Genomic DNA, 26185 nt, shown 5'->3' with positions numbered 1-26185 from the left:
TCAGCTCCCTCGGTAGGTGGTGAAGGCGAAAGGGCTCAGGAGGACGGGCAGGTGCCAGTGCTGACCCGGGTCGCCGTCGATCCGGACGTGGAGGGTGATGCGCGGGTGCACGTGGTCGACGCCGAGCGCGTCGTAGTGCGAGCCCGTCTCGAGGCGCAGCTCGTAGACCCCGGCGGGCAGGAGGTCGGGACCGAGCCGCTCGACGCGGCCGTCGCCGTCGGTCACCGCCTCGGCGATCGGGCCGTCGGGGCCGAGGAGCACGACGGCGACGCCCGCCACGGGACGTCCCGTCGCCGCGTCGAGCACGTGCGTCGTGACGTGGGAGCGCGTCATGCGAACGCTCCCGCCAGGCGCAGCCGGGCGATCTCGCGCAGCTGGTCGGCGACCTCGGCGACCTCGGTGGCCGGGTCGTTGGTGAGTCGGCGCTCGAGCTCGTCGAGGATCTCCCGAGGGCTGCGGCCCGCCGCGCGGATGAGGAAGATGCGCCCGAAGCGCTTCTCGTAGGCACGGTTGCCCGTGGCGACCCGCTCGCGCACCGTGTCCGGGGCCGTGCCGACCGCGGCCTGCTCGCGGCGCGAGTGGTCGGCCGCGGCGCCCGACCCGTGCGGCCGCTCGCCGATCCGGGGGTGGTCGGCCAGCGCGGCGTCGACCTCGGGCTGCGCCCAGTGCTCGGCGAGGGAGTCCGCGGCGGCGAGCAGCGCGGCGACGTCGGGGTAGGGGCGCCGTGCGACGACGGCGGACGCCCAGGTGGGCACCGCGGCCGCGGTGAGCACGAGGGCTGTGGCGCCGTCGCCGTCGAGCGCGTTGAACTCGTCGATCGTCATGGTCTCCCGTTCGGTCGGCCGGCACCTGACGTCGTTAAGTTATGGGTTAAGGCGACGGTGCCGGTTTCCGCCGTGTAACCAGTGCGTTAAAGCACCGGTGAACACGTTTGCCACAATGACGCGTGCCTTCCGCCTCCCCGCCTGCCCCGTCCCACCACCCCGTCGCGCCCGATCTCGTGGTCCGCGCCCGACGCGCCCTCGTCGAGGGTCGCTGGACATCCGCCGCGATCCACGTCGCAGGCGGTCGCATCGTGGCGGTGCTGCCCTGGGCTCCCGAGCAGGATCCAGCGGCCGATCCAGCGGCGGATCCAGCGGCGCACCCGGCGGAGCACCCGGAGGGGGACGCGGCGAAGGCGAGACGACCCGGCGCGCCCGGGGTTCGGGTGGTCGACGTCCACGACGACGCGGTGCTCCTGCCCGGCCTCGTGGACAGCCACGTGCACGTCAACGACCCGGGCCGCAGCGAGTGGGAGGGTTTCGCGACGGCGCTGCGCGCGGCCGCGGCGGGCGGCGTGACGACGATCATCGACATGCCGCTCAACTCGCTGCCCCCGACGATCTCGCCGGACGCGCTCGCAGTGAAGGTGGCCGCCGTCGGGCGTCCGCTCGTGGACGTCGGCTTCTGGGGTGGTGCGGTGCCCGAGAGCCTCGGCCATCTGCGCGCGCTGCGGGACGCGGGTGTGCTCGGCGTGAAGGCGTTCACCTCGCCGTCGGGCGTGCCCGAGTTCCCGCACCTGGACGAGGCCGAGGTCGACGCGCTCATGGCCGAGTGCGGGCAGCTGGACCTGCTCGCCGTCGTGCACGCCGAGGACCCGGCGCACCTGGCCGGCGACGGCGCGCTCGGCGTGGCCTACGAGCCGTTCCTGCGCTCGCGGCCGCCGCGCGCCGAGGCCTCTGCGATCGCCCGCGTGCTCGCGGCCGCGGAGCGACACGGCGCTCGGGTGCACGTGCTGCACCTGTCGGACGCGGCGTCGCTGCCGCTCGTGCGGGCGGCGCGCGAGCGCGGGGTGCGGGTCACGGTGGAGACCTGCCCGCACTACCTCTCCTTCGACGCGGCGCAGATCCCCGACGGCGGCACCGAGTTCAAGTGCTGCCCGCCGATCCGCGACGCGGCGAACCGCGACGCGCTGTGGGCGGCGGTGGCGAGCGGGGAGATCGACGCGGTGGTGTCCGACCACTCGCCGTCGACCCCCGACCTCAAGCGGCGCGGCGGCGGCGACTTCGGCCTCGCGTGGGGCGGCATCTCCTCGCTCCAGGTGGCGTTCGCGGCGACGTGGACTGCGGCCCGGGCGCGGGGGATCGACCTCGCGACGGTCGTGGCCCGGTGCGCGTCCGGGCCTGCGCGCATCGCCGGACTGCCCGACGTCGGCGCGATCGAGGTCGGCGCGCGCGCCCACCTCGTCGAGCTGGCGCCGGAGGAGACCTGGCGGGTCGACGCGGCACGCCTGCAGCACCGCAACGCGGTGTCGGCCTACCACGGTGCGCAGCTCGCGGGCGTCGTCCGGCGCACGTGGGTGGCGGGCGAGGTGGTCTACGACGCGGGCGCGCCCGACCCCTTCAGCGGGGCTCGACCGGGCCGGCTGCGCGGCGTCGCCGTTACGAGTGTGTAAACCTATGGCTTAACACCGGCGGCGGCGCCTCGTCCGCACCTAGCCTGGCGGGACCGGCCGCAGCGCCCGTCCCGGCACCGGCCGGCACACCGCCCGACACGGGCCTGACATGGGCCCGACGTACCGCGTGTGGAGCGACGGGACGACCGCGACCGGCGCACGCACCACCCGCAGAACGCCGGCTGAACCACCGGCGCAACCACCCGGTCGACGACACGAACGAAGAGGGAGGCGCGCGTGGAGGTCCTACAGCCCGGAACGGGTCCGGTCGCGTCGTCGACCTACCTCACGGCCGACCCCGGCACGACGCTGTGGGGGAGGCTCCCCGGCGTGGACGATCCCACAGTGCTCGACCTCGAGGACGGCGCCGTCCTCACGATCGACACCGTGAGCCACGAGGGCCTGCTGCCGGATCAGGGCTCGGACCCGCTCGCGTACTTCGGCGCGCACGGGGTGGGCGTCGAGGGTGTGCTGCGCGACGCCGTCGTGCTCGCCCGCGAGCTGACGCGCGACCCGGAGCTCGACGGTCCGCACGTCGTCTCGCGCCCGATCGGGGTCCGCGGCGCGGAGCCGGGCGACCTCCTGCGCGTGACGCTGCTGGAGGCGCTGCCGCGCGTGCCGTACGGCGTCGTGTCCAACCGGCACGGCCGCGGCGCGCTGCCGGGGGAGTTCCCGCAGGGCCCGCGCGACGTCAGCGTGTTCACCCCCGTCGACGACGCCGGGCTGGCCTCGATGCCCCTCGCCGACGGTGGACCGCCCGCCGTGCGCTTCCCGACCGACCCGTTCCTCGGGCTCGTCAGGGTCGTGCCCGCGCAGGGCGGCCGGCTGCACTCGGTCCCGCCCGGGCCGCACGGCGGCAACATCGACATCCGCCTCGCGCGGGTCGGCGCGAGCATCATCCTGCCCGTGCAGGTGCCGGGCGCGGGGCTGTACGTGGGCGACCCGCACTTCGCTCAGGGCGACGGCGAGGTCGCGCTCACCGCACTCGAGGCGTCGCTGCGCGTGACGCTGCGGGTCGAGGTGCTGCCGCGGGCGCGCGCCCTGGCCGAGTACGGCGACCGCCGCGTGCCGTTCGTCGAGACGCCCGAGGCGTTCGTCCCCACGGGCATGGACCCCGACCTCGATGAGGCGGTGCGGGCGTGCGTGCGCGAGGCGATCGACTTCCTCGGCGCGCGGTACGGCATGGCGCCGCACCTCGCGCTCGCCTACCTCTCCGCCGCGGTGGACGTCCGCGTCTCGCAGGTCGTGGACCGCGTGTGCGGCGCCCACGCGGTGATCCCCAAGGTGCACCTGCCCGGCGGCGAGCCCGCCACCCCGCGGCACCTCGCCTCCGCGGAGGTCGCCTCGTGAGGCACGACGGCGTCGCTCGCCTCGACGCGTCGGGCGGCGGTCCGCACGGGCACGGCGCCACGGGCGCCGCGGGTGGCGCAGCCGACTCGGCCGTCGACGGGGTGGGGCAGGCGTGGCCCGCGGGCCTGCGCGAGGCGTTCGAGGCGTACGAGCGTGCGCTCGCGGCCGACGACACCGCCGCGCTGGCCGAGGCGTTCGAACCGGGCGAGGCGACGATGCGCGGCGACGGCGCCGGCCTGCTCGTCGGGGCGGACGAGATCGCGCGGTTCCGCACCGCGCGCGGCGGCGTCGCGAGCCGACGCATCGGCCGGGTCGAGCTGCGGCCGATCACCCCGGACGTGGTGCTTGTGGTGAGCGTGTCGCACTTCGACGCCGGCGGCCGGGGGCTGCAGACGCAGCTGTGGCGGCGCACCGGATCCGACACTCTGTCGGCCGCATCGTCGGGCGCGTCGCCCGCCCTCCCGGGCTGGCGGATCGCCGCGGCCCACGTCAGCCCCCGCCCTGCCGCGCTGGACCGCCGGGTCTGGCGCGCCGTCGGGGACCCGCTCGTGCCGCCGACCCGGCCGGGCGTGCTCGACGGGCTGCGCGTCGCGGTGAAGGACCTGTTCGACGTCGCAGGCCAGCGCCGCGGCAGCGGCAACCCGGCCGTCTGGGCCGAGGCGACGCCGGCGGCCCGGGACGCGGACGCCGTCGCCCGGCTGCGCGCGGCCGGGGCCGCGATCGTCGGGATCGCCGCGACCGACGAGTTCGCCTACAGCCTCGCCGGGGCCAACGTCCACTACGGCACGCCCCCGAACCCGACCGCGCCCGGCCACCTGCCCGGCGGCTCGTCGTCGGGCCCGGCGACCGCCGTCGCGCTGGGCCAGGCCGACGTCGGGCTCGCGACCGACACCGCCGGCAGCATCCGGGTCCCGGCGTCCTACCAGGGGCTCTGGGGGCTGCGCAGCACGCTCGGCCGCGTGCCCACCGCGGGCCTCGCGCCGCTCGCGGAGGCGTTCGACACCGTGGGGTGGCTGACCCGCGACGCGGCCACGCTGGCGCGCGTCCTCGCCGCGGGCCTGCCCGACGCCGACGCTCCCGCCCGTGTCCTGCCGACCCGCGTCGTGGTCCCCGAGGAGCTCGACCGCCTGCTCACTCCCGACGCCGTGGCATCCTTCCGCGACGCGCTGGCGCGGCTGCAGGCGCTCGGCGCGCTCGGCGAGGCCGAGCCGGTACGCCTTCCCGAGGCGGAGGAGCTGCGCGAGACGTTCCGCGTCGTCCAGGGTGCGCAGGCGTGGGCGACCTACGGTCCCTGGGTCTGCACCCACCCCGGCGCGCTCGGCGCGGACGTCGCGGAGCGGTTCGCCGCCGCGGCGGCGCTCAGCCCGGGCGACGTGGCCGCCGCCCACGAGCGGCTCGCCGAGCTGCGCGCCGGGCTGCGCGCGCTCGCGGCCGACGCGGTCCTCGTGCTGCCCAGCGCCCCCAGCGGCGCACCGCGGCTCGGCGAGCCGCTCGGCGACGTGCGCGCGGCGACCCTCGCTCTGACGAGCGTCGCGAGCGTCGGCGGCCTGCCCGCCGTGTCCGCACCGCTCCTGCACGACGGCGAGCTCCCGCTCGGCCTCGGCCTCCTCGGCGCGCCGGGCGACGACGCCGCGCTCGTCGCCCTCGCCGCGACCTGGGCGCGGGCGCTCGCCGTCGAGCAGCACGTGGTCGGCACCGACGATCCCGGTCCCGCCCCCGACCGAAGCCCCGACCCAGCCCCCAACCCGAACCTCGACCCAGCCCCCGACCCAGCCGCCGCACCCGGCGACAAGGAGCCCCGATGACCGCCGCCCTGCCCGTCGACCCGCCAGCCCGCCTCCTCATGGGGCCGGGTCCGGTGAACGCCGACCCGCGGGTGCTGCGCGCCCTGTCGACCCCGCTCGTCGGGCAGTACGACCCGTGGATGACGGCGACCATGACCGAGACGATGGGCCTGTACCGGCAGGTGTTCGCCACCGAGAACGAGTGGACGATGCTCGTCGACGGCACCTCCCGCGCGGGCATCGAGGCCGCGCTCGTGTCGCTGCTCGAGCCGGGTGACGACGTCGTCGTGCCGGTCTTCGGCCGGTTCGGCCACCTGCTGAGCGAGATCGCCGAGCGGTGCGGCGCGCGGGTGCACCAGGTCGAGGCGCCGTGGGGCCAGGCCGTGCCCGCCTCGGCGGTGCGGGAGGCCGTCGCCCGCGTGCGGCCGGCCGTGCTCGCCGTCGTGCACGGCGACACCTCGACGACGATCGCGCAGCCGCTGGAGGAGCTCGGCGCGATCGCGCACGAGCACGGCGCGCTGCTCTACGTCGACGCGACCGCCTCCCTCGGCGGCAACCCGTTCGAGACGGACGCCTGGGAGCTCGACGTGGTGACCGCCGGGCTGCAGAAGTGCCTCGCGGGACCGCCCGGGTCCGCGCCGATCACGATCTCCCCGCGCGCCACCGAGGTCATCGACGCACGCCGCAGCGTCGAGGCGGGGATCCGCGAGCCGGGCGAGGAGACCTCGAGCCGGCGGATCGCCTCGAACTACCTCGACCTCGCGCAGATCATCGACTACTGGGGTCCGCGGCGGCTCAACCACCACACCGAGGCGACGTCGATGCTCTACGCGGCGCGCGAGTGCGCCCGCGTGATCCTGCAGGAGGGCCGCGACGCGGTGATCGCACGGCACCGCGCCGCGGGGGACGCGATGGCCGCCGCGCTGGCGGCGCTCGGGCTCGCGCTGTACGGCGACCTGGCGCATCGGATGGCCAACGTCGTCGCCGTCGAGATCCCCGCCGGGGTGCCTGCCGACGGCGTGCGAACCGCGCTGCTCGCGGACTTCGGGATCGAGATCGGCACGTCGTTCGGGCCGCTGCACGGCAAGGTCTGGCGGATCGGCACGATGGGCGTCAACGCCCGTAAGGACGCCGTGCTCACCACGCTCGCGGCGCTCGAGCAGGTACTGCGCCGCGCGGGGCACACCGCACCCTCGGGCGCGGGCGCCGGCGTCGACGCCGCGCTCGCCGTCTACGCCGAGCGTCCTGCCGAGGTGGCGACCGTCGGGGGGCACGCGTGAATGCCCCGGCGATGGTCGGCCAGCGCCGCGGCCGGCGGGCGTGGGACCGGTGCCAGGCGCTCGCGGCCGTCACCGCCGTGCCCGGCCGGGTGGACCGGTTCTACCTCACGCCGCAGCACCGTCAGGCGACCATGCTGGTCGCCGGCTGGATGCGCGAGTCCGGCCTGCGGATCTGGGTCGACGAGGCGGGCAACCTGCACGGCACCACGGGTGAGCGTGGCTCCCACCGCCCGCGTCTCGTGCTCGGCTCGCACCTGGACACCGTCCCCGATGCGGGCCGGTTCGACGGCGTCGCGGGCGTCATGGCGGCGATCGAGGTGGCCGGTGAGCTCGCCGGCAGCATGCCGTTCGACCTCGAGGTCGTCGGGTTCGGCGACGAGGAGGGCACCCGGTTCGGCCACGCGCTGCTCGGCAGCCGTGCGCTCGCGGGCACGTGGGAGGACGCGTGGTGGTCGCTCGAGGACGCCGACGGCGTGAGCCTGGAGCGCGCCTTCCTCGAATTCGGGCTCGACCCCGAGCGGATCGGCGCGGCCTCGTACGCGAACCGCGACCTCGTGGGCTACCTCGAGGTGCACATCGAGCAGGGCCCGACGCTGGACCGCGCGCATGTGCCCCTCGGCGTCGTCTCGTCGATCGCGTCGGCGCGCCGGTTCCAGGTCGAGGTGCTCGGGGAGTCCCGGCACTCCGGCGGCACGCCGTTCGACGAGCGCCATGACGCGCTGCTCGGGGCGGCCGAGGCCGTCGTCGCCGTCGAGCGCCTGAGCCTGGAGCGCCAGGTGATCGGCACGGTGGGCCGGCTCGAGGTGGCGCCCGGCGCCGTCAACGTCATCCCCGGCACGGCGACGTTCACGGTGGACATGCGCGCGCGGCACGACCACGAGCGCGACGACACGATCGACGCGCTGACCGGCGTGCTCGAGGAGGTCAGCGAGCGCCGCGGGCTGCGGTACCGCCTGCAGGAGATCCACGCCGCGCCCGCGGTGTTCTGCTCGGAGCGGCTGCTGGACGCCGCGCGCGAGGGCGTCGACGCGGTGCAGACGCAGGACGTGCCGACCCTCTTCAGCCCCGCCGGGCACGACGGCATGGCGGTCGCCGCCGTCACCGACGTCGCGATGATCTTCATGCGCAACCCGGACGGGATCTCCCACCACCCCGCGGAGTACGTCTCGCCCGACGACCTCGGCCTCGGCATCGCCGCGCTCACGACGGCGGTGCGCGCCCTCGCGTGACGCGCTCGCCGCCGGAACGACGAGCGCCGGCGCGCACGACGGCGAACTCCCGTCGGCGGGCGCCGTCGCCACCCGCGTCGGCCGGGTCCCGCCGGGCCGGTGGCGACCCCACACGCCCTAGGATCGGGGCATGCCCACGTTCTCCTCCGACGAGATCGCGCGCCTTGCGTCGCTCGCGCGGATCGACCTCACGCCCGACGAGCTGACCCGGTTCGCCGTCGAGCTCGAGGTCATCGCGCACGCCGTCGAGCGCGTCAGCGAGCTCGCCACCGACGACGTCCCGGCCACCAGCCACCCGATCCCGCTCACGAACGTGTGGCGCCTCGACGTCCCCGGCGCGGTCGTCGACCGCGACGAGGTGCTCGCCCAGGCGCCCGCAGCCGAGGACGGCCGGTTCGCCGTCCCGCAGATCCTCGGGGAGGAGTGACATGACCGACTCGACCAGCTCGCCGACCGGCTCGCTGACCCGCCGCTCCGCGGCCGACCTCGCCGCGCTGCTGCGCGCGGGCGAGGTGTCCGCCGTCGAGGTCGCCACCGCGCACCTGGACCGGATCGCCGACGTCGACCCCGCCGTGCACGCCTTCCTCCACGTCGACGGCGAGGACACCCTCGCGCAGGCCCGCGCGGTCGACGCGCGCCGCGCCGCGGGGGAGGACCTGCCCGAGCTCGCCGGCGTGCCGATCGCGGTCAAGGACGTCGTCGTCACCCGCGGCACCCCCACGACGGCCGGCTCGCGCATCCTCGAGGGCTGGCTGCCCCCGTACGACGCGACGCTCGTCACGCGGCTGCGCGAGGCGGGTCTGCCGATGCTCGGCAAGACCAACATGGACGAGTTCGCGATGGGCTCCAGCACGGAGCACTCCGGCTACGGGCCCACCCGCAATCCGTGGGACCTGGACCGCATCCCCGGCGGGTCCGGCGGCGGCTCGGCGGCCGCGCTCGCGGCGTTCGAGGCGCCGCTCGCGATAGGCACGGACACCGGCGGCTCGATCCGCCAGCCCGCCGCCGTCACGGGCACCGTCGGCGTGAAGCCGACGTACGGCTCGGTGTCCCGGTACGGCCTCGTCGCCCTGGCGAGCAGCCTCGACCAGGCCGGCCCGTGCGCGCGGACCGTGCTCGACGCCGCGCTGCTGCACGAGGTCATCGGTGGGCACGACCCGCTGGACTCCACGAGCCTGCCCGAGCCCGCGGTCGGGTATGCCGACGCCGCCCGGCAGGGCCTGTCCGGCGACCTTACGGGCGTGCGGATCGGCGTCGTGCGCGAGCTCGGCGGCAGCGGTGACGCGCAGGGCTACCAGCGCGAGGTAAGCGCGGCGTTCGAGCGCAGCGTCGCGGCGCTGACCGCGGCCGGCGCCGAGGTCGTCGAGGTGTCCTGCCCGTCGTTCGAGGCCGCGCTCGCCGCCTACTACCTCATCCTCCCGGCCGAGGCCTCGAGCAACCTCGCGAAGTTCGACGGCATGCGGTTCGGCCTGCGCGTCGAGCCTGCCGAGGGCCCCGTGACGGCCGAACGGGTGATGGCCGCGACGCGTGGCGCCGGCTTCGGCAGCGAGGTGAAGCGCCGCATCATCCTGGGCACCTACGCGCTCTCGGCGGGCTACTACGACGCCTACTACGGCAGCGCGCAGAAGGTCCGCACCCTGATCCAGCGGGACTTCACGGCCGCGTTCGAGGCGGCGGACGTCCTCGTCTCGCCCACCGCGCCGACCACCGCGTTCCGGCTCGGGGAGAAGCTCTCCGACCCGCTCGCGATGTACCTCAACGACGTCGCGACCATCCCGGCGAACCTCGCGGGCGTGCCCGGCATCTCGGTGCCGAACGGCCTGGACGACGCCGGCCTCCCGATCGGGCTGCAGATCCTTGCGCCCGCGCGGGCCGACGCCCGCCTCTACCGCGTGGGCGCCGCGGCCGAGACCCTGCTCGCCCGGTCCGAGGGACCGGTCCTGGACCGCATCCCGGAGGTGGCGCGATGAGCACGCAGCTGGTGGACTTCGACGACGCCGTCGCGCGCTACGACCCCGTCCTCGGGATCGAGGTGCACGTCGAGCTCGGCACGGCGACGAAGATGTTCGACGCAGCACCCGTGACCTTCGGCGCGGAGCCGAACACGCAGGTCACGCCCGTGTCGCTGGGCCTGCCCGGTGCGCTGCCGAGCCTCAACCAGACGGCCGTGGAGTACGCGGTCAAGATCGGCCTCGCGCTGAACTGCACGATCGCGCGCACCTGCCGGTTCGCTCGGAAGAACTACTTCTACCCGGACCTCCCGAAGAACTTCCAGACCTCCCAGTACGACGAGCCGATCGCCTACGACGGCTGGCTCGACGTCGAGCTGGCCGACGGCGAGGTCGTGCGCGTGGAGATCGAGCGCGCGCACATGGAGGAGGACGCGGGCAAGAACACCCACGTCGGCGGGCACGACGGCCGCCTCCAGGGCGCGGAGTACTCCCTCGTGGACTACAACCGCGCGGGCATCCCGCTCGTGGAGATCGTCACCCGCCCGATACTCGGCACCGGCGCGCGCGCCCCCGAGGTCGCCGCGGCGTACGTACGCACGCTGCGCGATATCTTCCGCACCCTCGGCGTGTCCGAGGCCCGGATGGAGCGCGGCAACGTGCGCGCCGACGTCAACGTGTCGCTCCGCCCCTCGCCGCAGGCGCCGCTGGGCACGCGCACCGAGACCAAGAACGTCAACTCCTTCCGCAGCGTGGAGCGCTCGGTGCGGTACGAGGTCGCGCGGCAGGCCGCGGTGCTCGACGGCGGAGGCCGCGTCGTGCAGGAGACGCGCCACTTCCACGAGGGTGACGGCAGCACCTCGCCGGGTCGGGTGAAGTCCGACGCCGAGGACTACCGCTACTTCCCCGAGCCCGACCTCGTCCCGCTCGCGCCCGACCCCGCCTGGGTCGAGGAGGTCCGGGCGACGTTGCCGGAGCTCCCGGCCGCTCGCCGTCGTCGCCTGGTCACGGAGTGGGGCTTCGCGGACGCGGAGATGCGTGACGTCGTGAACGCCGGCGCGCTCGACCTCATCGAGGCGACGACCGCTGCGGGCGCGACGCCCGCCGCGGCGCGCAAGTGGTGGATGGGTGAGCTCTCCCGAGTCGGCGCGCAGACCGAGACGGCGCTCGAGGACCTGCCGATCACGCCCGCCCAGGTCGCCGCGCTCCAGGCGCTCGTCGACTCGGGCCGGGTCAACGACAAGCTCGCCCGGCAGGTGCTCGAGGGCGTGCTGGCGGGCGAGGGCGACCCCGAGGCGGTCGTCGCGGCACGCGGCCTCGAGGTCGTGTCCGACGACGGCCCGCTGCTCACGGCGATCGACGCGGCGCTCGCGGCGCAGCCCGACATCGCGGACAAGATCCGGTCCGGCAACCTCGGCCCGATCGGCGCCGTGATCGGCGCCGTGATGAAGGCGACCCGCGGCCAGGCCGACGCCGGGCGCGTGCGCGAGCTCGTGCTCGAGCGCGTGAACGGCTGACCCGGTGGCCGCCGACGCGGGGGCGGGCAACGGTTCGGTCAGCAGGGGGGACAGCGCTGCGGGCGACGTGACCGGCGGCGTGAGCCCGCCGCTGTCCGCCGTCGCGCAGGACTACCTCAAGACGGTCTGGAACGCGGGGGAGTGGTCGGGCGCCCCGCTGTCGGTCAAGCAGCTCGCGCAGCGCCTCGGCGTCACCGCGGGGACCGCGAGCGAGGGCGTGCGGCGGCTGGCCGAGGCCGGGCTGATCGACCACGCGCGCTACGGGCAGGTCGCCCTCACCGACGCGGGCCGGCTCGCGGCGCTGGCCGTGGTGCGCCGCCACCGCCTCGTCGAGACGCTGCTCGTGCGGACCTTCGGCTACGGCTGGGACGAGGTGCACGACGAGGCCGAGGTGCTCGAGCACGCGATGTCCGACCTCCTCGTCGCGCGCATCGACGAGCACCTGGGTCACCCCACGCACGACCCGCACGGCGACCCCATCCCGACCGCCGACGGCGAGATCACCATCCCCGAGGCGCGGCAGGTGAGCGAGCTCGACGCCGGGGCGTGCGGGGTGGTCACGCGCGTGTCCGACGCCGAGCCCGAGCTCCTCCAGCGCCTCGCCAAGGAGGGGGTCGTGCCCGGCACGCACGTACTCGTGGCCCTGCGCGACGAGGCCTCCGCGCTGCTCGAGCTGGCGACCGTGCCGCACGGCGACGTGGCCGAGCGAGGCGCCGCGTTCGGGCTCCCGGCGCTGCGCGCCGTCTGGGTCGTGCCCGGCTGACGGACCCCCGTGGTCTCATCATGCGGCCCGAACCGCCCACATGGCGGAACGCAGGCGTAGCGTGCGACGCGGTCGTGGGACGCGTTTCCCGCACCGTCCGCACCCCCCGCACGCTGCAAGGAGACACCCGCGATGAGCCGTCCGCTGCGCTCGGCGACCTCGACCCACGGCCGCAACATGGCCGGCGCCCGCGCCCTCTGGCGCGCGACGGGGATGGGCTCGGAGGACTTCGGCAAGCCGATCGTCGCGATCGCGAACTCCTACACGCAGTTCGTCCCGGGCCACGTGCACCTCAAGGACATGGGCGACCTGGTGGCTTCCGCGATCCGCGAGGCCGGCGGGGTGTCGAAGGAGTTCAACACGATCGCCGTCGACGACGGCATCGCGATGGGTCACGGCGGGATGCTGTACTCCCTGCCGAGCCGCGACCTCATCGCCGACTCCGTCGAGTACATGGTGAACGCGCACTGCGCGGACGCCCTCGTGTGCATCTCGAACTGCGACAAGATCACCCCGGGCATGCTCAACGCGGCGTTGCGCCTCAACATCCCGACGATCTTCGTCTCGGGCGGCCCGATGGAGGCAGGCAAGGCGGTGGTGGTCGACGGCGTGGCACAGACCCCGCTCAACCTGGTCAACGCGATCAACTACTCGGCCGACGACGGCGTGAGCGACGCCGCCCTCGCCAAGGTCGAGGAGAGCGCATGCCCGACGTGCGGCTCGTGCTCGGGCATGTTCACCGCGAACTCGATGAACTGCCTCACCGAGGCGCTCGGGCTGTCGCTGCCCGGCAACGGCTCGACGCTCGCGACGCACGAGGCGCGCCGTGACCTGTTCCTCGACGCGGGCCGCACGATCGTCGAGCTCGCGCGCCGGTACTACGACGACGAGGACGACGCCGTGGCGCCGCGCTCGATCGCGACCCGCGCCGCGTTCACCAACGCCATGGCGCTCGACGTCGCGATGGGCGGGTCCACCAACACGGTGCTGCACATCCTCGCCGCGGCGCAGGAGGCCGAGATCGACTTCACGCTCGCGGACATCGACGCGCTCAGCCGGCGGGTGCCGTGCCTGGCCAAGGTCGCGCCGAACCACCCGAGCTTCCACATGGAGGACGTGCACCGCGCGGGCGGGATCCCCGCGCTGCTCGGCGAGCTGGACCGGGCCGGGCTCCTGGACCACGACGTGACGTCCGTGCACACCCCCACCCTGCGGGCGTGGCTGGACGACTGGGACGTCCGCGGCGGGAAGGCCACGGAGCGGGCCGCCGCGCTCTTCCACGCGGCTCCCGGGGGCGTGCGCACCACGCAGGCGTTCTCGACGGCGAACCGCTGGGAGTCGCTCGACACGGACGCCGCGAACGGCTGCATCCGCGACGTCGAGCACGCCTACACCGTCGAGGGCGGGCTCGCGGTGCTGCGCGGGAACCTCGCCGAGGACGGCGCCGTGATCAAGACCGCCGGCATCGACCCCGACGTCTTCCACTTCGTCGGCACGGCGGTGGTGTGCGAGTCGCAGGAGGAGGCGGTGGAGAAGATCCTCGCCAAGCAGATCCAGCCCGGTCACGTCGTCGTCGTGCGCTACGAGGGCCCCGCGGGCGGTCCCGGCATGCAGGAGATGCTCTACCCCACGTCGTTCCTCAAGGGCCGCGGCCTGGGCAAGGTCTGCGCGCTGCTCACGGACGGCCGCTTCTCGGGTGGCTCGTCGGGGATCTCGGTGGGGCACGTGTCCCCGGAGGCGGCCGCGGGCGGCACGATCGGCCTGGTCCAGGACGGCGACGAGATCGAGATCGACGTCGAGCGCCGGCTCATCCAGGTCAACGTCGCCGAGCAGGTGCTCGCCGAGCGCCGCGCCAAGATGGAGGCGTCGGAGCGGCCGTGGCAGCCACTGACGCGCGAACGGTACGTCTCGCGCGCGCTGCAGGCCTACGCGGCGATGGCGACGTCGGCCGACCGGGGTGCGGTGCGCGACCTGTCGCTCATCCGCCGCGGCTGACCCGCACGACGGCGAGGCGCACCCTCGGCGGTGCCGGCGCGCGCGGCACGCGCGGGAGCCCGCCCGCGCGGCTCGTCGCGTCGCGTGCGGCGTCGCGTACGGCATCGGGGGAGGACGAGGCTCCTAGAGTGAGGCCATGACGGCCACCGACGCCTCCGACATCGACATCAAGCCGCGCTCGCGCCAGGTCACCGACGGGTTGGAGGCGACGGCCGCTCGAGGCATGCTGCGCGCCGTCGGGCTCGGCGACGAGGACTTCGCGAAGCCGCAGATCGGCGTCGCGAGCTCGTGGAACGAGATCACGCCGTGCAACCTCTCGCTGCAGCGCCTGGCACAGGCCGTGAAGCAGGGCGTCCACGCGGCGGGCGGCTACCCGCTGGAGTTCGGCACGATCTCGGTGTCGGACGGCATCTCGATGGGCCACGAGGGGATGCACTTCTCGCTCGTGAGCCGGGACGTCATCGCCGACTCGGTCGAGACCGTGATGATGGCCGAGCGGCTGGACGGCTCGGTGCTGCTCGCGGGCTGCGACAAGTCGCTCCCGGGGATGCTCATGGCCGCCGCCCGGCTCGATCTCGCCTCGGTGTTCCTGTACGCCGGCTCGATCATGCCAGGCTGGGTGAAGCTGTCCGACGGCACCGAGAAGGACGTCACGATCATCGACGCGTTCGAGGCGGTCGGCGCGTGCGCGCGCGGACTCATGAGCCGCGAGGACGTCGACCGGATCGAGCGGGCGATCTGCCCCGGTGAGGGTGCGTGCGGCGGCATGTACACGGCCAACACGATGGCCTCGGTCGCCGAGGCGATCGGGATGTCGATCCCCGGGTCGGCGGCGCCGCCGTCCCCGGACCGCCGCCGGGACACCTACGCCCACCGGTCGGGCGAGGCGGTGGTCGAGCTCCTGCGCCGCGGTATCACCGCACGCGACATCATGACGAAGGAGGCCTTCGAGAACGCCATCGCCGTCGTGATGGCGTTCGGTGGGTCCACCAACGCGGTGCTGCACCTGCTGGCGATCGCGCACGAGGCGGAGGTCGAGCTCACGCTGGCCGACTTCGACCGCGTCGCCTCGCGCGTGCCGCACCTGGGCGACCTCAAGCCGTTCGGCCGGTACGTGATGAACGACGTCGACCGGATCGGTGGCGTCCCGGTGATCATGAAGGCCCTGCTGGACGCCGGCCTCCTGCACGGGGACTGCCTCACGGTCACCGGGGCCACGGTGGCCGAGAACCTCGCCTCGATCGCGCCGCCGGACCCGGACGGCAAGATCCTGCGGGCGATGGACGACCCGATCCACCACACGGGCGGCATCACGATCCTGCACGGCTCGCTGGCCCCCGAGGGGGCGGTGGTGAAGTCGGCGGGCTTCGACGAGGACGTCTTCGTGGGTACCGCTCGGGTGTTCGACCGGGAGCGCGCGGCGCTCGACGCGCTCGAGGACGGCACGATCACCGACGGCGACGTCGTGGTGATCCGGTACGAGGGCCCCAAGGGCGGTCCGGGGATGCGCGAGATGCTCGCCATCACGGGGGCGATCAAGGGCGCCGGCCTGGGCAAGACCGTCCTGCTGCTGACGGACGGTCGGTTCTCGGGCGGGACGACGGGCCTGTGTGTGGGCCACGTGGCGCCGGAGGCCGTCGACGGCGGACCGATCGCCTACGTGCGCGACGGCGACCGGATCCGGCTCGACGTCGCGAACAAGACCTTGGACCTCCTCGTGCCCGAGGAGGAGCTCGCCGAGCGCGCCGTCGGGTGGGCGCCCCTGCCGCCGCGCTACACGCGCGGCGTCCTCGCCAAGTACGCGAAGCTCGTCCAGTCCGCCTCCAAGGGCGCCATCCTCGGCTGACCCGACGGCGAGCGCCGTGGCAACGAGCCGACGACGGCCGCCCGACGCCGTGCCGGCGCGGCGGTGAAGCGCGGCTGACTGCGGTGACGCACGGCTGGCTGCTCGACGGCGAGCCGCCAAGGCGGTGACGCACGGCTGGCTGCTCGACGGCGAGCCGCCAAGGCCGTGACGCAGGCCACAGAAGGCCTTCACCCTTGCGCTCGGCAGCGCGGGTACGGGCGCAGTGACTCGACGCCAGCAGAGGATCGGCGGCAGGACGCCGGAAAGTCGCGCTCGACGGGCCCTCGACGGGCCGCTGTCGGTACTCCCGGGCTCGGCGCGATCCGCATGGTTCCGCCAATTTGCCCGATCCGACATCCTCCCGTAATCTCTTCTTCACACCCGGACGGGAGAAACGGACCGCGAGACGCGGGCCGGTCCCACGGGTGGCCCCCACGAGCAGCGCACTTCGAGTGCGCGTCGCTGAAGCGGGCACATCCACAGAAGAGCGATCCGGTCGGTTTGACGGACGAGCTTCGCAGGGTGTAAGTTGGAGAGGTTGCCCCGGTGGTGCTGGCCCTGGTGGGTTGGTGTGGCTGGTGTGGTGTGTTGTTTGAGAACTCAACAGTGTGTTTGTGATTGTGATGCCATTGCCATGGCTTCCATGTTCTGGTCTTGCCTCTTTTGGGGGTGGGGTTGGGTGTGGTGGTTGTGGTGTTTTGTTTGATCTTCTCACTTCCTGGTTTGTTGGTTCCTCGTTTCTGATGGGCTGGGGGTGGGTGGGTCAGGGTTTTCTTCGTATGGTTCATACTCTGCTGTCTGCTTGTGCTCTCTGGGGTGTGGGTGTGGTGGTGGGGTTTGTTTTTGACGGAGAGTTTGATCCTGGCTCAGGACGAACGCTGGCGGCGTGCTTTACACATGCAAGTCGAACGATGATGACCAGCTTGCTGGTTTGATTAGTGGCGAACGGGTGAGTAACACGTGAGTAACCTGCCCCAGACTCTGGGATAACTCCGGGAAACCGGGGCTAATATTGGATATCCATCTCCTGCTGCATGGTGGGGGTTGTAAAGGGTTTCTGGTCTGGGATGGGCTCGCGGCCTATCAGCTTGTTGGTGGGGTGATGGCCTACCAAGGCTTTGACGGGTAGCCGGCCTGAGAGGGTGACCGGCCACACTGGGACTGAGACACGGCCCAGACTCCTACGGGAGGCAGCAGTGGGGAATATTGCACAATGGGCGAAAGCCTGATGCAGCGACGCCGCGTGAGGGATGACGGCCTTCGGGTTGTAAACCTCTTTCAGCAGGGAAGAAGCCGCTCGCGGTGACGGTACCTGCAGAAGAAGCGCCGGCTAACTACGTGCCAGCAGCCGCGGTAATACGTAGGGCGCAAGCGTTGTCCGGAATTATTGGGCGTAAAGAGCTCGTAGGCGGTTTGTCGCGTCTGCTGTGAAATCCTCAGGCTCAACCTGGGGCGTGCAGTGGGTACGGGCAGACTAGAGTGCGGTAGGGGAGACTGGAATTCCTGGTGTAGCGGTGGAATGCGCAGATATCAGGAGGAACACCGGTGGCGAAGGCGGGTCTCTGGGCCGTAACTGACGCTGAGGAGCGAAAGCATGGGGAGCGAACAGGATTAGATACCCTGGTAGTCCATGCCGTAAACGTTGGGCACTAGGTGTGGGGTCCATTCCACGGGTTCCGCGCCGTAGCAAACGCATTAAGTGCCCCGCCTGGGGAGTACGGCCGCAAGGCTAAAACTCAAAGGAATTGACGGGGGCCCGCACAAGCGGCGGAGCATGCGGATTAATTCGATGCAACGCGAAGAACCTTACCAAGGCTTGACATGCACGGGAAGCCACCAGAGATGGTGGTCTCTTTGGACACTCGTGCACAGGTGGTGCATGGTTGTCGTCAGCTCGTGTCGTGAGATGTTGGGTTAAGTCCCGCAACGAGCGCAACCCTCGTCCTATGTTGCCAGCACGTGATGGTGGGGACTCATAGGAGACTGCCGGGGTCAACTCGGAGGAAGGTGGGGATGACGTCAAATCATCATGCCCCTTATGTCTTGGGCTTCACGCATGCTACAATGGCCGGTACAAAGGGTTGCGATACTGTGAGGTGGAGCGAATCCCATAAAGCCGGTCTCAGTTCGGATTGGGGTCTGCAACTCGACCCCATGAAGTCGGAGTCGCTAGTAATCGCAGATCAGCATTGCTGCGGTGAATACGTTCTCGGGCCTTGTACACACCGCCCGTCAAGTCATGAAAGTCGGTAACACCCGAAGCCAGTGGCCCAACCCTTGTGGGGGGAGCTGTCGAAGGTGGGATCGGCGATTAGGACTAAGTCGTAACAAGGTAGCCGTACCGGAAGGTGCGGCTGGATCACCTCCTTTCTAAGGAGCATTGTTCACGCCCCGTACTGGTCCCTGTTCTCCTGCCTGTTGGTGGGGGTGGGGGTGGTGGGGTGTGTGGGTCGAAGCCTTCATCGTTGTGGTGGGGGTGGGGTGCCTGGTGCTTCGTTTTTGGGTGGAACGTCACGGTCACGCACACTGTTGGGTCCTGAGACAACACACTGGTCTTGTGCTGGTTGTTGTGTCTGGTTGCCTCTGCTGCCTGCTGCTTCGCCCTGTGGGGTGTGGTTGGGGGTGGTGGGTGGGGTTGGTTGTTTGAGAACTGCACAGTGGACGCGAGCATCTTTGATCTTTTGTGGTCAAGTGTTTAAGGGCAAACGGTGGATGCCTTGGCATCAGGAGCCGAAGAAGGACGTGGTAGCCTGCGATAAGCCTCGGGGAGTTGGCAAACGAGCTGTGATCCGAGGGTGTCCGAATGGGGAAACCCCGTACGAGTCATGTCGTGCGACCCGCACCTGAATATATAGGGTGTGTGGAGGGAACGCCGGGAAGTGAAACATCTCAGTACCGGCAGGAAGAGATATTCCGTGAGTAGTGGCGAGCGAAAGCGGATCAGGCTAAACCGTGTGCGTGTGATACCCGGCAGGGGTTGCGTATGCGGGGTTGTGGGACCTTCCTATCCATGCTGCCGCAGTGGAGGAGGAGTGAGAAAGTCGTGTCGTAGTCGAGCACTCTTGAATGGGTGGGCGTAGAGGGTGAGACCCCCGTAGACGAAACGGCATGGCCTCCTGGAAGTGTTCCCGAGTAGCACGGGGCCCGTGAAATCCCGTGTGAATCTGGCAAGACCACTTGCTAAGCCTAAATACTACCTGATGACCGATAGCGGACAAGTACCGTGAGGGAAAGGTGAAAAGTACCCCGGGAGGGGAGTGAAATAGTACCTGAAACCGTTTGCCTACAATCCGTCGGAGCCTCCTTGGTTGGGGTGACGGCGTGCCTTTTGAAGAATGAGCCTGCGAGTTAGTGGTGCGTGGCGAGGTTAACCCGTGTGGGGAAGCCGTAGCGAAAGCGAGTCCGAACAGGGCGATACAGTCGCGTGCTCTAGACCCGAAGCGAAGTGATCTACCCATGGGCAGGTTGAAGCGCGGGTAAGACCGTGTGGAGGACCGAACCCACCAGGGTTGAAAACCTGGGGGATGACCTGTGGGTAGGGGTGAAAGGCCAATCAAACTTCGTGATAGCTGGTTCTCCCCGAAATGCATATAGGTGCAGCGTTGCGTGTTCCTTGCCGGAGGTAGAGCTACTGGATGGCCGATGGGCCCTACCAGGTCACTGACGTCAGCCAAACTCCGAATGCCGGTAAGCCAAGCGCAGCAGTGAGACTGCGGGGGATAAGCTTCGTAGTCGAGAGGGAAACAGCCCAGACCACCAGCTAAGGCCCCTAAGCGTGTGCTAAGTGGGAAAGGATGTGGAGTTGCCCAGACAACCAGGAGGTTGGCTTAGAAGCAGCCACCCTTGAAAGAGTGCGTAATAGCTCACTGGTCAAGTGATTCCGCGCCGACAATGTAGCGGGGCTCAAGCACACCGCCGAAGCTGTGGCATGCGCGCATTGATCCAGGCCTTCGTGGTCCAGGGGCGTGCATGGGTAGGGGAGCGTCGTGTGGGCAGTGAAGCTGCGGAGTGATCCAGTGGTGGAGCCTACACGAGTGAGAATGCAGGCATGAGTAGCGAAAGACGGGTGAGAAACCCGTCCGCCGAATGACCAAGGGTTCCAGGGCCAGGTTAATCCGCCCTGGGTAAGTCGGGACCTAAGGCGAGGCCGACAGGCGTAGTCGATGGACAACGGGTTGATATTCCCGTACCGGCGAAGGACCGCCCATACCGAATCGGTGGTACTAACCATCTACCCGTACCTCATCGTCACCTTCGGGTGGCACCGGGGTGTGGGTGCGTGGGACCGACACTGGTAGTAGGTAAGCGTGTTAACAGGGGTGACGCATGAAGGTAGCCAGTTGGAGCGATGGTTGACTCCTTCCAAGCCCGTAGGCCGACAGGTAGGCAAATCCGCCTGTCACGTGGCTGAGAGGTGATGGTGACCGCGAACGCGGGAATATGGTGATCCTATGGTGCCAAGAAAAGCCTCGACGCGAGGGACTAGCCGCCCGTACCCTAAACCGACTCAGGTGGTCAGGTAGAGAATACCAAGGCGTTCGAGAGAATCGTGGTTAAGGAACTCGGCAAAATGCCCCCGTAACTTCGGGAGAAGGGGGGCCCGGACCGTGATCCCCACCAGCTGGGGTGAGCGGGCAAGGGCCGCAGAGACCAGGGAGAAGCGACTGTTTACTAAAAACACAGGTCCGTGCGAAGTCGCAAGACGATGTATACGGACTGACGCCTGCCCGGTGCTGGAAGGTTAAGAGGACGGGTCAGCGCACATGCGCGAAGCTCAGAATTTAAGCCCCAGTAAACGGCGGTGGTAACTATAACCATCCTAAGGTAGCGAAATTCCTTGTCGGGTAAGTTCCGACCTGCACGAATGGCGTAACGACTTCTCCGCTGTCTCAACCGCGAACTCGGCGAAATTGCACTACGAGTAAAGATGCTCGTTACGCGCAGCAGGACGGAAAGACCCCGGGACCTTTACTATAGCTTGGTATTGGTGTTCGGAGCGGCTTGTGTAGGATAGGTGGGAGACTGTGAAGCCCTTACGCCAGTAGGGGTGGAGTCGTCCTTGAAATACCACTCTGGTCGCTTTGGACATCTAACTTCGGTCCGTGATCCGGACCAGGGACAGTGCCTGGTGGGTAGTTTAACTGGGGCGGTTGCCTCCCAAAATGTAACGGAGGCGCCCAAAGGTTCCCTCAGCCTGGTTGGCAATCAGGTGTCGAGTGTAAGTGCACAAGGGAGCTTGACTGTGAGACCGACAGGTCGAACAGGGACGAAAGTCGGGACTAGTGATCCGGCGGTGGCTTGTGGAAGCGCCGTCGCTCATCGGATAAAAGGTACCCCGGGGATAACAGGCTGATCTTGCCCAAGAGTCCATATCGACGGCATGGTTTGGCACCTCGATGTCGGCTCGTCGCATCCTGGGGCTGGAGTCGGTCCCAAGGGTTGGGCTGTTCGCCCATTAAAGCGGCACGCGAGCTGGGTTTAGAACGTCGTGAGACAGTTCGGTCCCTATCCGCTGCGCGCGCAGGAAACTTGAGAAGGGCTGTCCTTAGTACGAGAGGACCGGGACGGACCAACCTCTGGTGTGCCAGTTGTTCCGCCAGGAGCACTGCTGGTTAGCTACGTTGGGAAGGGATAACCGCTGAAAGCATCTAAGCGGGAAGCCTGCTTCAAGATGAGGTTTCCATCACCCCTTGAGGGTGGAGAGGCTCCCAGTAGACCACTGGGTGATAGGCCGGAAGTGGAAGCAGGGACGAAAGACCTGTGCAGCTGACCGGTACTAATAAGCCGACCACTTCACCACAACAACAAAGACACAAATTTTGTGCGCGTCCACTGTGCGGTTCCCGAACCACCAACACACACCCAAAATGTGGGGCAGCGTGTGTTGACAAGTTCACACGAGTTACGGCGGCCATAGCGAGGCGGGAAACGCCCGGACCCATTCCGAACCCGGAAGCTAAGCCCCTCAGCGCCGATGGTACTGCCCCGGAGACGGGGTGGGAGAGTAGGACACCGCCGAACACCCATTCGTTGAAGCCCCCGGCCACACCAGTGACCGGGGGCTTCAACACATCGCAATCACGAAGCCCCCGGCGCCACGGCGTGCGGGGGCTTCGTCGTACCCAGGCGGCCCCACGTATCGCAACCACGAAGCCCCCGGCGCCACGACGTGCGGGGCTACGTCGTACCCAGACGGCTCCGCGTGGGGGGCTTCGCCATGCCCGAACGCCGGGTCAGCGCGCGTCGTCGAGCACGAGCCCGAGGTAGCGGGCGAGGTCGTCGAGTTCGCGGAGGGTTGCCTGCTCGGCGTCGTTGTCGAAAGCGTCGTCGCCGTGGATTGCGTCGAGGCGCAGGACGCCGCGATCGGGCTCGGCGTTGGCGTCCACCCGTGCGAGCATCCGGTCGCCCACGAGCACGGGCATGGCCCAGTACCCCCAGCGACGTTGCGCGGCCGGCTTGTACATCTCGAGCTGGTACTCGAACTCGAAGAGCTCGAGCAGGCGCCTGCGGTCGAACACGAGTCGATCCAGCGGCGAGAGCAGCGCGGACCGCCCCCGGAATGACGTGTCGCGCTGCTCCCATCGTTCGGGATGGACGCACCAGGTGCCGGCCGCGCCGTCGATCGCCACGGCGACGGCGCCGACGGGTGCGGGGTGCTTCGCCGTGGTCCGTCGCAGCCCCAGGGCGGCGAGTGCGCGGCGGTCGCGCTCGGCCCGAGCGGCCTCGAGGTCGGGTGCCCGTTCCGGGTCGTCAACCCACACGCGCGAGGAGAGGTCCCAGTTCCGCTCGCGGCCCTCCCGGCTCGCGACGGCGACCTCGCCGCGCGCGGCCATGATTTCCAGGAGCTTCTAGACGTTCTTCCCGTTCGTCCATCCCGTCGAGCGCCAGGGCACGGCGGTGGTGTCCGGGATGGCCTGGGCGGGGAGGGGGCCCTCGGCGCGAAGCAGCTCGAGCACGTCGTGTCGCGCCGCGTCGTTCGCCGCGATCCACCGCTGCGGCCCCGCCTGCCACGGCTCGAGCGGAACGCCGTCGCGCCACGCCGCCATCTCGGCGCGATAGAGCGCGACGTCCTCGACGGGCCGCAGCATGCCGGCGATCTCGACGAGCGAGCCGTCTCCGACGGCGTCCTCCAGCGTGCGCGCGTCCGAGCCCTCCGCTCCGAGCCGCGACCAGAGCACGAGCTCGGCGCTCGGCGCGACGGCGGCCGTGAGGTCGACCTGCAGGTGGCCGACCGTGCGCACCACCTCGAGGATGTCGACGGGTCGCGGCAGGTCGAGCAGCTGCGCCCGCACCGCGACGCGGCGTGCCTGGGTCCGGCTCATCCGCTCCACCTCGGCCGTCTGCGCCCTGGCGTCCCCCCGTGGCGAGCAGCGGATAGCGTGGCCCGCGTGCCACGTGTCGTGCTGATGTGCGGGATCTCGGGTGCGGGCAAGTCGACGGTGGCGCGGACCCTGGTCTCGGAGGGCTGGGTGCGCCTGTCCACCGACGAGGCCGCCTGGCGCCGCGGTGTCCGCACGTTCCCCGTCTCGCCCGACCTCGCGCAGGAGCTCGAGCGCGAGCAGCGCGCTGCACTCCTCGAGCTGGTGCGGGCGGGCCGCGACGTCGTCGTCGATGCGCCGTTCGCGACCCGAGCGCTGCGGGCGCAGTACCGGTCGCTGCTCGAGCCGACGGGGGTGACGCCGGAGGTGCGGTACGTCGTCGTGGACGCCGAGCTGGCCGCCCGTCGCCTCGCCGGTCGCGGGAGCGCCGGGTCGGACGACGGGCGGGTCGAGCACGACGCCGCCCTCGCCCTGGTGGCCGGGTTCGAACCGCCGACGACGGCGGAGGGGCCGCTCGCCGTCGTGCGCGGGGACGAGTCGAACGGACGGGGCGGGACGTGACGAGAGGGACGCCGCCGCCCTTCGCGGCAGTCTGACCGCGTGGCCGCGGGCGACCGGCGCGCACCCTGCCACCTCGGGCACGGGCCGAGCGCGGCGAAGCGCGGCCGCGGAGTGAGACCGTGATTCCACGGGTTGGGATACCTCGCACCCTGGGGTACGGTGGTGCCATGCAGATCGCGCTTCTCGTCGTAGTCGTCCCCGCCAGGGGCTGACTCGTCGACCGACCGACCTGCCGCCCCTGGAGCCGATCACCGGTTCGAGGGGCTTTTGTGTGTTCAACCCAAGGAGTGAGATGTCGACGACTGCGAAGCGTCCCGGGACCGCGGCCGGCCGCGCGCCCGCCGCACCCGCGCGTACCCCAGCTCCCCGGCCGCGGCCGGTTCCCTCGGCCGTGTCGGTAGCGCCGGAGCCGATGACCGGGGCCCAGAGCATCGTCCGCTCGCTCGAGGCCGCCGGCACCGACGTCGTCTTCGGCATCCCGGGCGGCGCGATCCTGCCGACCTACGACCCGCTGCTCGACTCGACGAAGCTGCGGCACATCCTCGTCCGGCACGAGCAGGGCGCGGGGCACGCGGCGTCGGGCTACGCGCACGCCACGGGCCGGGTCGGCGCGTGCATCGTGACGTCGGGCCCGGGAGCGACCAACCTCGTGACCGCCCTCGCGGACGCCAACATGGACTCGATCCCGATGGTGGCGATCACGGGTCAGGTCGGGGCGTCGCTGATCGGGACCGACGCGTTCCAGGAGGCCGACATCGTCGGCATCACGATGCCGGTCACCAAGCACTCGTTCCTGGTCACCGACGCGGACGAGATCCCCGCGCGGATCGCGGAGGCCTTCCACATCGCGAGCACGGGTCGGCCCGGCCCGGTGATCGTCGACGTCGCCAAGAGCGCGCAGCAGGCGCAGACGACCTTCCGCTGGCCCACCGAGCTCGACCTGCCCGGCTATCACCCGACGACCAAGCCGCACCTCAAGCAGGTGCGCGAGGCCGCGAGGCTGCTCGCGACGAGCCGTCGGCCGGTGCTCTACGTGGGTGGCGGCGTCATCCGGGGGAACGCGAGCGAGGCGCTGCGGGCGCTGACCGACCTCTCGGGCGCCGCCGTCGTGACCACGCTCATGGCGCGCGGCGCGCTGCCCGACTCCCACCCCCAGCACCTGGGCATGCCCGGGATGCACGGCACGGTGCCGGCCGTCGCGGCGCTCCAGCGGGCCGACCTCGTGGTGGCGCTCGGCGCACGGTTCGACGACCGGGTGACGGGACAGCTGTCCAGCTTCGCGCCGCTGGCGACCGTGGTGCACGCCGACATCGACCCGGCGGAGATCTCGAAGAACCGCCGCGCGGACGTCCCGATCGTGGGCGACATCCTCGAGGTGATCACCGAGCTCACCGCCGAGCTGGCGAACGAGCACGCGCAGCACGGCCTGCCCGACCTCGAGGGCTGGTGGAAGCAGCTGGACGCGCTGCGCGAGACCTACCCCCTCGGCTACACGGCGACGGCCGACGGTCTGCTCGCGCCGCAGCACGTGATCCAGCGGATCGGCGCCCTGACCGGGCCGGAGGCCGTGTACGTGGCCGGCGTGGGTCAGCACCAGATGTGGGCCGCGCAGTTCATCTCCTACGAGCGGCCGCGGTCGTGGCTCAACTCCGGGGGCCTCGGCACGATGGGCTACGCCGTGCCGGCCGCCATGGGCGCCAAGGTCGGCCAGCCGGACCGGATCGTCTGGGCGATCGACGGCGACGGCTGCTTCCAGATGACCAACCAGGAGCTCGCCACCTGCGCGATCGAGAACATCCCGATCAAGGTCGCGATCGTGAACAACTCCTCGCTCGGCATGGTGCGGCAGTGGCAGACCCTCTTCTACGAGGGCCGGTACTCCCACACCGAGCTCAACACCGGTCACCAGACCCGGCGCATCCCCGACTTCGTCAAGCTCGCCGAGGCGTACGGCTGCGTGGGCCTGCGGTGCGAGCGCGAGGAGGACGTGGACGCCGTGATCGAGCAGGCCAACGCGATCGACGACGCCCCCGTCGTGGTCGACTTCACCGTGAGCCGCGACGCGATGGTGTGGCCGATGGTCGCCGCCGGCGTGAGCAACGACGCGATCCAGTACGCCCGGGGAATCACCCCGAGCTGGGACCGGGAGGACTGAGAG

17 protein-coding genes and 3 rRNA genes are annotated in these 26185 nt (G+C 70.8%); 16 read left to right on the top strand and 4 right to left on the bottom strand.

Translation table 11 applies throughout. The annotated features are described in order from the left end of the window. Together uraH and uraD are read right to left on the bottom strand one after the other, a co-directional pair. Window positions 1-333 (bottom strand): hydroxyisourate hydrolase, encoded by a 333-nt coding sequence (gene uraH, locus AC3AQ1_RS03695; RefSeq protein ID WP_108717862.1) that lies wholly within the window; start codon window positions 331-333, stop codon window positions 1-3. After that, window positions 330-824: a 2-oxo-4-hydroxy-4-carboxy-5-ureidoimidazoline decarboxylase gene (gene uraD / locus AC3AQ1_RS03690; RefSeq protein ID WP_108717861.1), complete on the bottom strand. Its 495-nt coding sequence runs from the start codon at window positions 822-824 to the stop codon at window positions 330-332. Before uraD ends, uraH begins: the two co-directional genes overlap by 4 nt. 122 nt (window positions 825-946) lie before the next feature. On the opposite strand from uraD, the gene allB reads away from it, so the two are divergent. The 14 genes from allB to rrf all read left to right on the top strand — a co-directional run bounded on the left by allB (window position 947) and on the right by rrf (window position 22168). Next, window positions 947-2434 carry an allantoinase AllB gene (gene allB, locus AC3AQ1_RS03685; protein ID WP_234417741.1) on the top strand — a complete coding sequence of 496 codons (1488 nt, stop codon included), beginning with the start codon at window positions 947-949 and terminating at the stop codon, window positions 2432-2434. Window positions 2435-2671: 237 nt separating this feature from the next. Next, entirely contained in the window at window positions 2672-3784 is a 1113-nt protein-coding gene (locus AC3AQ1_RS03680) for an acetamidase/formamidase family protein (RefSeq protein ID WP_108717860.1), read from the top strand. Beyond that, window positions 3781-5589, top strand: a complete 1809-nt coding sequence (locus tag AC3AQ1_RS03675) for an AtzH-like domain-containing protein (protein WP_234417740.1) — start codon at window positions 3781-3783, stop codon at window positions 5587-5589. The genes AC3AQ1_RS03680 and AC3AQ1_RS03675 overlap by 4 nt, the downstream gene beginning before the upstream one ends. Next, window positions 5586-6848, top strand: a complete 1263-nt coding sequence (locus AC3AQ1_RS03670; RefSeq protein WP_234417739.1) for a pyridoxal-phosphate-dependent aminotransferase family protein — start codon at window positions 5586-5588, stop codon at window positions 6846-6848. The genes AC3AQ1_RS03675 and AC3AQ1_RS03670 overlap by 4 nt, the downstream gene beginning before the upstream one ends. Next, window positions 6845-8077 (top strand): Zn-dependent hydrolase, encoded by a 1233-nt coding sequence (locus AC3AQ1_RS03665; RefSeq protein WP_234417738.1) that lies wholly within the window; start codon window positions 6845-6847, stop codon window positions 8075-8077. Before AC3AQ1_RS03670 ends, AC3AQ1_RS03665 begins: the two co-directional genes overlap by 4 nt. A gap of 130 nt (window positions 8078-8207) precedes the next feature. Continuing rightward, a complete protein-coding gene (gene gatC, locus AC3AQ1_RS03660) occupies window positions 8208-8504 on the top strand; it encodes an Asp-tRNA(Asn)/Glu-tRNA(Gln) amidotransferase subunit GatC (RefSeq protein WP_108717858.1) in 297 nt (98 codons plus the stop codon). 1 nt (window position 8505) lies between these two features. Then, window positions 8506-10047 carry an Asp-tRNA(Asn)/Glu-tRNA(Gln) amidotransferase subunit GatA gene (gene gatA / locus AC3AQ1_RS03655; RefSeq protein ID WP_108717857.1) on the top strand — a complete coding sequence of 514 codons (1542 nt, stop codon included), beginning with the start codon at window positions 8506-8508 and terminating at the stop codon, window positions 10045-10047. After that, on the top strand, window positions 10044-11543 hold the full coding sequence (gene gatB / locus AC3AQ1_RS03650; RefSeq protein WP_108717856.1) for an Asp-tRNA(Asn)/Glu-tRNA(Gln) amidotransferase subunit GatB: 1500 nt from the start codon (window positions 10044-10046) through the stop codon (window positions 11541-11543). Before gatA ends, gatB begins: the two co-directional genes overlap by 4 nt. 4 nt (window positions 11544-11547) lie before the next feature. Further along, window positions 11548-12306 (top strand): metal-dependent transcriptional regulator, encoded by a 759-nt coding sequence (locus AC3AQ1_RS03645; protein WP_370445323.1) that lies wholly within the window; start codon window positions 11548-11550, stop codon window positions 12304-12306. 132 nt (window positions 12307-12438) lie between these two features. Further along, window positions 12439-14301 (top strand): dihydroxy-acid dehydratase, encoded by a 1863-nt coding sequence (ilvD, locus tag AC3AQ1_RS03640; RefSeq protein ID WP_108717855.1) that lies wholly within the window; start codon window positions 12439-12441, stop codon window positions 14299-14301. A 136-nt stretch (window positions 14302-14437) separates the two neighbouring features. After that, window positions 14438-16147 carry a dihydroxy-acid dehydratase gene (gene ilvD, locus AC3AQ1_RS03635; protein ID WP_108717854.1) on the top strand — a complete coding sequence of 570 codons (1710 nt, stop codon included), beginning with the start codon at window positions 14438-14440 and terminating at the stop codon, window positions 16145-16147. A gap of 843 nt (window positions 16148-16990) precedes the next feature. After that, window positions 16991-18517: ribosomal RNA gene (locus AC3AQ1_RS03630) — 16S ribosomal RNA — on the top strand. 315 nt (window positions 18518-18832) lie between these two features. Further along, window positions 18833-21947, top strand: a 23S ribosomal RNA gene (locus AC3AQ1_RS03625). A gap of 103 nt (window positions 21948-22050) precedes the next feature. Further along, window positions 22051-22168: ribosomal RNA gene (gene rrf, locus AC3AQ1_RS03620) — 5S ribosomal RNA — on the top strand. Together the 16S, 23S and 5S rRNA genes form the textbook arrangement of a ribosomal RNA operon. Before the next feature lie 212 nt (window positions 22169-22380). On the opposite strand, the gene AC3AQ1_RS03615 is transcribed toward rrf, so the two are convergent. Both AC3AQ1_RS03615 and AC3AQ1_RS03610 read right to left on the bottom strand, forming a co-directional pair. Continuing rightward, window positions 22381-22980, bottom strand: a complete 600-nt coding sequence (locus tag AC3AQ1_RS03615) for a DNA glycosylase AlkZ-like family protein (protein ID WP_234417737.1) — start codon at window positions 22978-22980, stop codon at window positions 22381-22383. A 15-nt stretch (window positions 22981-22995) separates the two neighbouring features. Continuing rightward, on the bottom strand, window positions 22996-23469 hold the full coding sequence (locus AC3AQ1_RS03610) for a winged helix DNA-binding domain-containing protein (protein ID WP_234417736.1): 474 nt from the start codon (window positions 23467-23469) through the stop codon (window positions 22996-22998). A 66-nt stretch (window positions 23470-23535) separates the two neighbouring features. Here AC3AQ1_RS03610 and AC3AQ1_RS03605 point away from each other — a divergent pair, with 66 nt between their 5' ends. After that, complete coding sequence (locus tag AC3AQ1_RS03605; RefSeq protein ID WP_159096363.1) at window positions 23536-24027, top strand: P-loop nucleotide/nucleoside kinase family protein; 492 nt, start codon at window positions 23536-23538, stop codon at window positions 24025-24027. Window positions 24028-24319: 292 nt separating this feature from the next. Beyond that, window positions 24320-26182 (top strand): acetolactate synthase large subunit, encoded by a 1863-nt coding sequence (locus AC3AQ1_RS03600; RefSeq protein ID WP_108717852.1) that lies wholly within the window; start codon window positions 24320-24322, stop codon window positions 26180-26182. Window positions 26183-26185 lie beyond the last annotated feature (3 nt).

It is taken from the genome of Miniimonas sp. S16 (assembly GCF_057748195.1).
Note: the sequence above shows the minus strand (reverse complement) of the source record. Positions and strands in the feature narration are given on the sequence as shown.

Excerpts from the sequence above, each read along its gene's own strand:
- uraD (WP_108717861.1), bottom strand. The coding sequence starts at position 824 with ATGACGATCGACGAGTTCAACGCGCTCGACGGCGACGGCGCCACAGCC.
- AC3AQ1_RS03600 (WP_108717852.1), top strand. The coding sequence starts at position 24,320 with ATGTCGACGACTGCGAAGCGTCCCGGGACCGCGGCCGGCCGCGCGCCC.
- gatC (WP_108717858.1), top strand. The coding sequence starts at position 8,208 with ATGCCCACGTTCTCCTCCGACGAGATCGCGCGCCTTGCGTCGCTCGCG.
- uraH (WP_108717862.1), bottom strand. The coding sequence starts at position 333 with ATGACGCGCTCCCACGTCACGACGCACGTGCTCGACGCGGCGACGGGA.
- gatA (WP_108717857.1), top strand. The coding sequence starts at position 8,506 with ATGACCGACTCGACCAGCTCGCCGACCGGCTCGCTGACCCGCCGCTCC.
- AC3AQ1_RS03610 (WP_234417736.1), bottom strand. The coding sequence starts at position 23,469 with ATGAGCCGGACCCAGGCACGCCGCGTCGCGGTGCGGGCGCAGCTGCTC.
- gatB (WP_108717856.1), top strand. The coding sequence starts at position 10,044 with ATGAGCACGCAGCTGGTGGACTTCGACGACGCCGTCGCGCGCTACGAC.
- AC3AQ1_RS03670 (WP_234417739.1), top strand. The coding sequence starts at position 5,586 with ATGACCGCCGCCCTGCCCGTCGACCCGCCAGCCCGCCTCCTCATGGGG.
- ilvD (WP_108717855.1), top strand. The coding sequence starts at position 12,439 with ATGAGCCGTCCGCTGCGCTCGGCGACCTCGACCCACGGCCGCAACATG.
- AC3AQ1_RS03615 (WP_234417737.1), bottom strand. The coding sequence starts at position 22,980 with ATGGCCGCGCGCGGCGAGGTCGCCGTCGCGAGCCGGGAGGGCCGCGAG.
- ilvD (WP_108717854.1), top strand. The coding sequence starts at position 14,438 with ATGACGGCCACCGACGCCTCCGACATCGACATCAAGCCGCGCTCGCGC.